Source organism: Streptomyces sp. T028 (genome assembly GCF_048159505.1).
Taxonomy (GTDB): domain Bacteria; phylum Actinomycetota; class Actinomycetes; order Streptomycetales; family Streptomycetaceae; genus Streptomyces.
Genome location: NZ_JBLRVZ010000101.1, coordinates 1 through 5,164, shown reverse-complemented (window position 1 = coordinate 5,164; position 5,164 = coordinate 1). Strand labels below are relative to the sequence as shown.

The following is a 5,164-nucleotide window of genomic DNA, read 5'->3' as shown; positions in this document are numbered from 1 at the left end:
CGGGCTTTCCCTGGTGAAGGTGGTTCCGGCTCATCTTGCGTTGCTTGTGGAGCAGGTGCCGGGGGAGCGGTTGGCGGGGTTGGGGGCGCGGTTGGTGGTGGGTGGGGAGGCTCTTGGTGGTGGGGTGGTGAGGTCGTGGCTGGAGCGGGCTCCGGGGACGGTTGTGGTCAATGAGTACGGGCCGACGGAGGCGGTGGTGGGGTGTTGTGTGTTCGAGGTGGGTGCGGGGGATGTGGTGGCGGAGTCGGTTCCGGTGGGTCGTCCGGTTCCTGGTTCGCGGTTGTATGTGCTGGATGGGTGGTTGCGGCCGGTGGCGCCTGGTGTGGTGGGTGAGTTGTATGTGGCGGGGGTGCAGTTGGCGCGTGGGTATCGGGGTCGGGCGGGGCTGACGGCGGAGCGGTTTGTGGCGTGTCCGTTCGGTGGTGTGGGTGAGCGGATGTACCGGACGGGGGATCTGGCCCGGTGGTCGGCCGATGGCCAGTTGGTGTTCGTGGGGCGGGCCGATGATCAGGTCAAGGTTCGTGGTTATCGGATCGAGCCGGCGGAGATCGAGGCCGTGTTGACCGCGCATCCCGGTGTCGGGCAGGCGGTGGTGGTCGCGCGTGAGGACGCCCCCGGCGACCGACGACTGGTGGCCTATGTCGTGTCGGCCGGTGCCGGTGGCGACCTCGATCTGGCAGCTGAACTGCGGCTTCATGCGCGCGGTCGGCTGCCTGAGTACATGGTGCCGTCCGCCGTGGTGGTGCTGGACGCGCTGCCGTTGTCGGTGAACGGCAAAGTGGACCGGGCCGTGCTGCCGGCACCGGAGTACGGGATCGCCGATGGCACGCGTGGCCCGGCGACGGTGGTCGAAGAGATCGTGTGTGGAGTCTTCGCGGACGTCCTGGGCCTGGAGCGGGTCGGGGCCGAGGACAACTTCTTCGAACTGGGCGGGCATTCCCTGCTCGCGGTGGCGCTGGTGCAGCGACTGCGCGAGCGGGGACTGGGCGTTCCGGTGCGGACACTGTTCGCGACACCCACCCCGGCGGGGGTCGCCGCGTCGGGTGGCGCTCCGGTGACCGAGGTGCCGCCGAACGGGATTCCGGACGGGGCACGGCACATCACCCCCGAGATGCTGCCGCTGGTGGAGCTGACGGCGGCACAGGTGGAGCTGGTGTGCGCGGCGGTCGAGGGCGGGGCGGCGAACGTGGCGGACGTGTATCCGCTGGCCCCGTTGCAGGAGGGCATCTTCTTCCACCACCTGCTCGCCGCATCGGCCGACACGGATCCCTATCTCTTCTCTTTCGCCGTCGCCCTTGACACTCGGCAGCGGCTGGACAGCCTCCTGTCGGCGTTGCAGCGGGTGGTGGACCGGCACGACATCTACCGCACGGCTCTGGTGTGGGAAGGGCTGCCGGAGCCGGTGCAGGTGGTGTTGCGCCGTGCCGCGCTGCCGGTCACCGAAATGGTGCTGCCCGAGACCGGGGATCCGGCGGCCGAGCTGCTGGCGGCAGCGGGTTCGTGGATGGATCTGCGGCGGGCGCCGTTGCTGCGGGTGCATGTGGTGGCGGAGCCGGGCAGCGAGCGGTGGCTGGTGTTGGTGCAGGTGCATCATCTGCTCCAGGACCACACGGCGCTGGATGTGGTGTTGGGTGAGGTCGCGGCGTTCATGGCGGGGCGTGGGGACGAACTGCCGGCGCCGCTGCCGTTCCGTGACTTCGTCGCCCAGGCCCGGCTGGGGGTCTCGCGGCAGGAGCACGAGGAGTACTTCACCGGCCTGCTCGGTGATGTCACGGAACCGACGCTGCCGTTCGGCCTGTCCGACGCCCACGGCGACGGCACCGGCGCGCAGCAGGAGCACGTGATGGTCGATGACACCCTGGCTCAGCGGGTGCGTGGACAGGCTCGTCGACTGGGGGTGAGCCCGGCGACGCTGTTCCATGTCGCGTGGGCGCGGGTGCTGGCGAGCCTGTCCGGCCGCAGCGATGTGGTGTTCGGGACGGTGCTGCTCGGCCGTATGAACGCGGGGGCGGGCGCGGACCGTGTTCCGGGGCCCTTCATGAACACCCTGCCAGTACGGGTGGACGTCGCGAGCCTGGACGCGGTCGGCGCCGTCACGGCCATGCAGTCCCAGCTGGCCGGCCTGCTGGTGCACGAGCACGCACCCCTGACACTCGCTCAGCGAGCCAGCGGCGTCCCCTCACCGGGCCCGCTGTTCACTTCGCTTTTCAACTACCGGCACAGCTCCCGGCCGGGCAACGCCTCTCAAGGACAGGGCGGTCAGAACCCGCGCATGGGCGTGCTGTTCGTTCAGGAACGCACCAACTACCCGCTCGCCGTGGCGGTCGACGACAGCGGCTCGGACTTCCGGCTGACCGCGGAGGTGGTGGCGCCGGGGGAGCCGGGAACGGTGCTGGAGACCCTGCACACCGTGATCGAGGAACTCGTCGGAGCACTGGAGGACGCGCCTGGGACTCCGCTGCGTGAGGTCCGGGTTCTCTCCCCGTCCAGCCGTGAGCTGATGGTGGCGGGCTGGAACGACACGGTGCTGCCGCTCGCGGACGTCACGTGGCCGGCGCTGTTCGCGGAGCGGGTGGCCGACGATCCGGACGCGGTGGCGGTGGTGTGCGGGGCAGAGGAGCTGACGTACGCGGAGTTGGACGAGCGGGCGTCTCGGCTGGCGGAGGTCCTGACCGGGCTGGGGGTGGGCCCCGAGTCGGTGGTGGCGGTGGTGATGGACCGCACGGTGGACGTGGTGGTGTCCGTGCTGGGCGTGTGGAAGGCGGGAGGCGCGTATCTGTTCGCCGAGCCGGGCCTGCCGGCCGAGCGGGTGGCGTTCATGCTCACGGACGCGGCGGTGGCGTGCGTGGTCACCAGCACCACGCGGACGGACGCGGTGCCTGGGCAGCCGGGTGTGCCGGTGGTGTGCCTGGGCGATCTCCGGGTGAACGGCCGGATGGGCACGGACACCGGGCGGACGGGGATGGACACCGCCCGGACGGGTACGCCACAGGCGGCGGTGGGGGCGAACGCGGCGTATGTGATGTACACCTCCGGTTCTTCCGGATCGCCGAAGGCGGTGGTGGTCAGCCAGCGCAGCGTCGTGAACCTGACGACGGGCCTGGGCCCGGTGGTCGGCGCCGGACCGGGCGCCGCCATGTTGCAGTTCGCGTCGTTCGGCTTCGACGGATCGGTGTTGGACGTAGCGGTGGCGCTGGCGTCGGGCGGCCGGCTGGTGATGGCGACCGAGGCGGAGCGCGCCGATCCCGGATTGCTGGCGAAGCTGATGAACAGGTCGGGGGTGGCGGTGGCGAGTGTGGTCCCGTCACTGCTGTCCGCCCTGGACACGGGTGCGCTGGATGGGCTGAGGCGGGTACTGGTGGGCGGGGAACTGCTCACCGGTGAGCTGGCCCGGGTCTGGTCGAACGGCCGTGAGCTGGTCAATACCTATGGGCCGACCGAGGCGACGGTCATGGTCACCACCATCCCGGTGGAGCCGACACGGTCCGGCCTCCCGCCGATCGGCCGGCCACTGCCCAACACCCGGGTGTACGTCCTTGACGCTTCGTTGTCGCCGGCCCCGCCCGGAGTGGTGGGAGAGATGTATGTGGCCGGTGAACAGGTGGCACGCGGTTACCAGAACCGGCCCGCCCTCACGGCGGAGCGGTTTGTGGCATGCCCGTTCGGGGCTGCGGGCGAGCGGATGTACCGGACGGGGGACCTGGGGCGCTGGACCGCCGATGGGCGGCTCACCTTCGTCGGGAGGACCGACGGCCAGGTGAAGCTCCGGGGGTTCCGCATCGAGCCGGGTGAGGTCGAGGCCGTACTGGCTTCCTGCCGCCGGGTCGCCCAGGTCGCCGTCGTCGCCCGTGAGGACATCCCCGGCACCATGCGCCTGGTGGCCTACGTCGTGCCGTACGGCGGCACCGCAGGTGATGACCTGCCCGGTGAACTGCGCACCTTCGCGGGTGAGCGGTTGCCGGAGTACATGGTGCCCGCAGCGGTCGTGGTCCTGGAGCGGCTGCCGCTGACGGTGAACGGGAAGGTGGACCGGGCCGCGCTGCCGGTGCCGGAGTACGCGACGTCCGGCGGTGGGCGGGGGCCTGCCACGGTGGTCGAGGAACTCATGTGCGGAGCCTTCGCCGACGTCCTGGGTGTGGATCGGGTGGGGGCCGAGCAGAACTTCTTCGGCGCGGGCGGTCATTCCCTGTTGGCTGCTCGGTTGGTGTCGCGCGTGAGGTCGGTGTTCGGGGTCGAGCTGGGCGTCCGGGCTGTCTTCGAGTCGCCGACGCCTGCGGAGTTGGCGGTTCGGGTCACTGGTGCGGGTCCGGCTCGGATGGGTCTGGGGCGGTGGGAGCGGGCTGAGCGGGTGCCGTTGTCGTTCGCGCAGCGGCGGTTGTGGTTCCTGGCGCAGTTGGAGGGGTCGAGCGCGACGTACAACCTGCCCATGGTGCTGCGGTTGGGTGGGCGGGTCGATGTCGGTGCGTTGGCCGGGGCGTTGGGGGATGTGGTGGCGCGGCACGAGGTGTTGCGCACGGTGTTCCCCGTCGTGGACGGGGAGCCGTACCAGCTCGTGCTGCCGCTGAGTGAGGTGGGTGAGGTGCTGCGGGTCGTTCAGGCCGCTGAGGAGCAGGTGGCGGGGCTGGTGGCGGCCGAGGTCGGGTACGGGTTCGACCTGGCGGTGGAGGTTCCGTTGCGGGCCTTGCTGGTGGAGACGGGTTCGGAGTCCTCGGTGCTGGTGGTGGTGTTGCATCACGTTGCGGGGGACGGCTGGTCGATGGGGCCGTTGGCTCGTGATGTCTCGCGGGCGTATGCGGCGCGGTGTGAGGGGCGTGTGCCGGGGTGGGAGCCGTTGACGGTCCAGTACGCGGACTACACGCTGTGGCAGCGTGAGCTGCTGGGCGATGAGGAGGATCCGGGCAGTCTGCTGGCGGGGCAGGTGGCGTACTGGCGCGAAGCGCTGGCAGGGGTGCCGCAGGAACTCGTCCTGCCGGTGGACCGGGCGCGTCCGGCGGTGGCGTCGCATCGGGGTCATGTGGTGGCGCTGGATGTTCCTGCTGACGTGCATGAGCGGTTGGCTGTGCTCGCGCGTGAGCAGGGTGTCACGTTGTTCATGGTGGTTCAGGCGGCGTTGGCGGTGTTGTTGTCGCGGTTGGGTGCGGGGGAGGACATCCCTGTTGGTACG

General features: G+C 70.5%; 1 protein-coding gene and 1 pseudogene. Both read left to right on the top strand.

Going from position 1 to position 5,164, the window contains the following annotated elements; all coding sequences use genetic code 11:
- Window positions 1-13 precede the first annotated feature (13 nt).
- Window positions 14-358: pseudogene (locus ACLZN2_RS50445) on the top strand (AMP-binding protein); the annotation flags it as partial.
- A gap of 66 nt (window positions 359-424) precedes the next feature.
- On the top strand, window positions 425-5,164 hold a 4,740-nt coding region (locus tag ACLZN2_RS50440), incomplete at its 3' end, for an amino acid adenylation domain-containing protein (protein ID WP_416986970.1).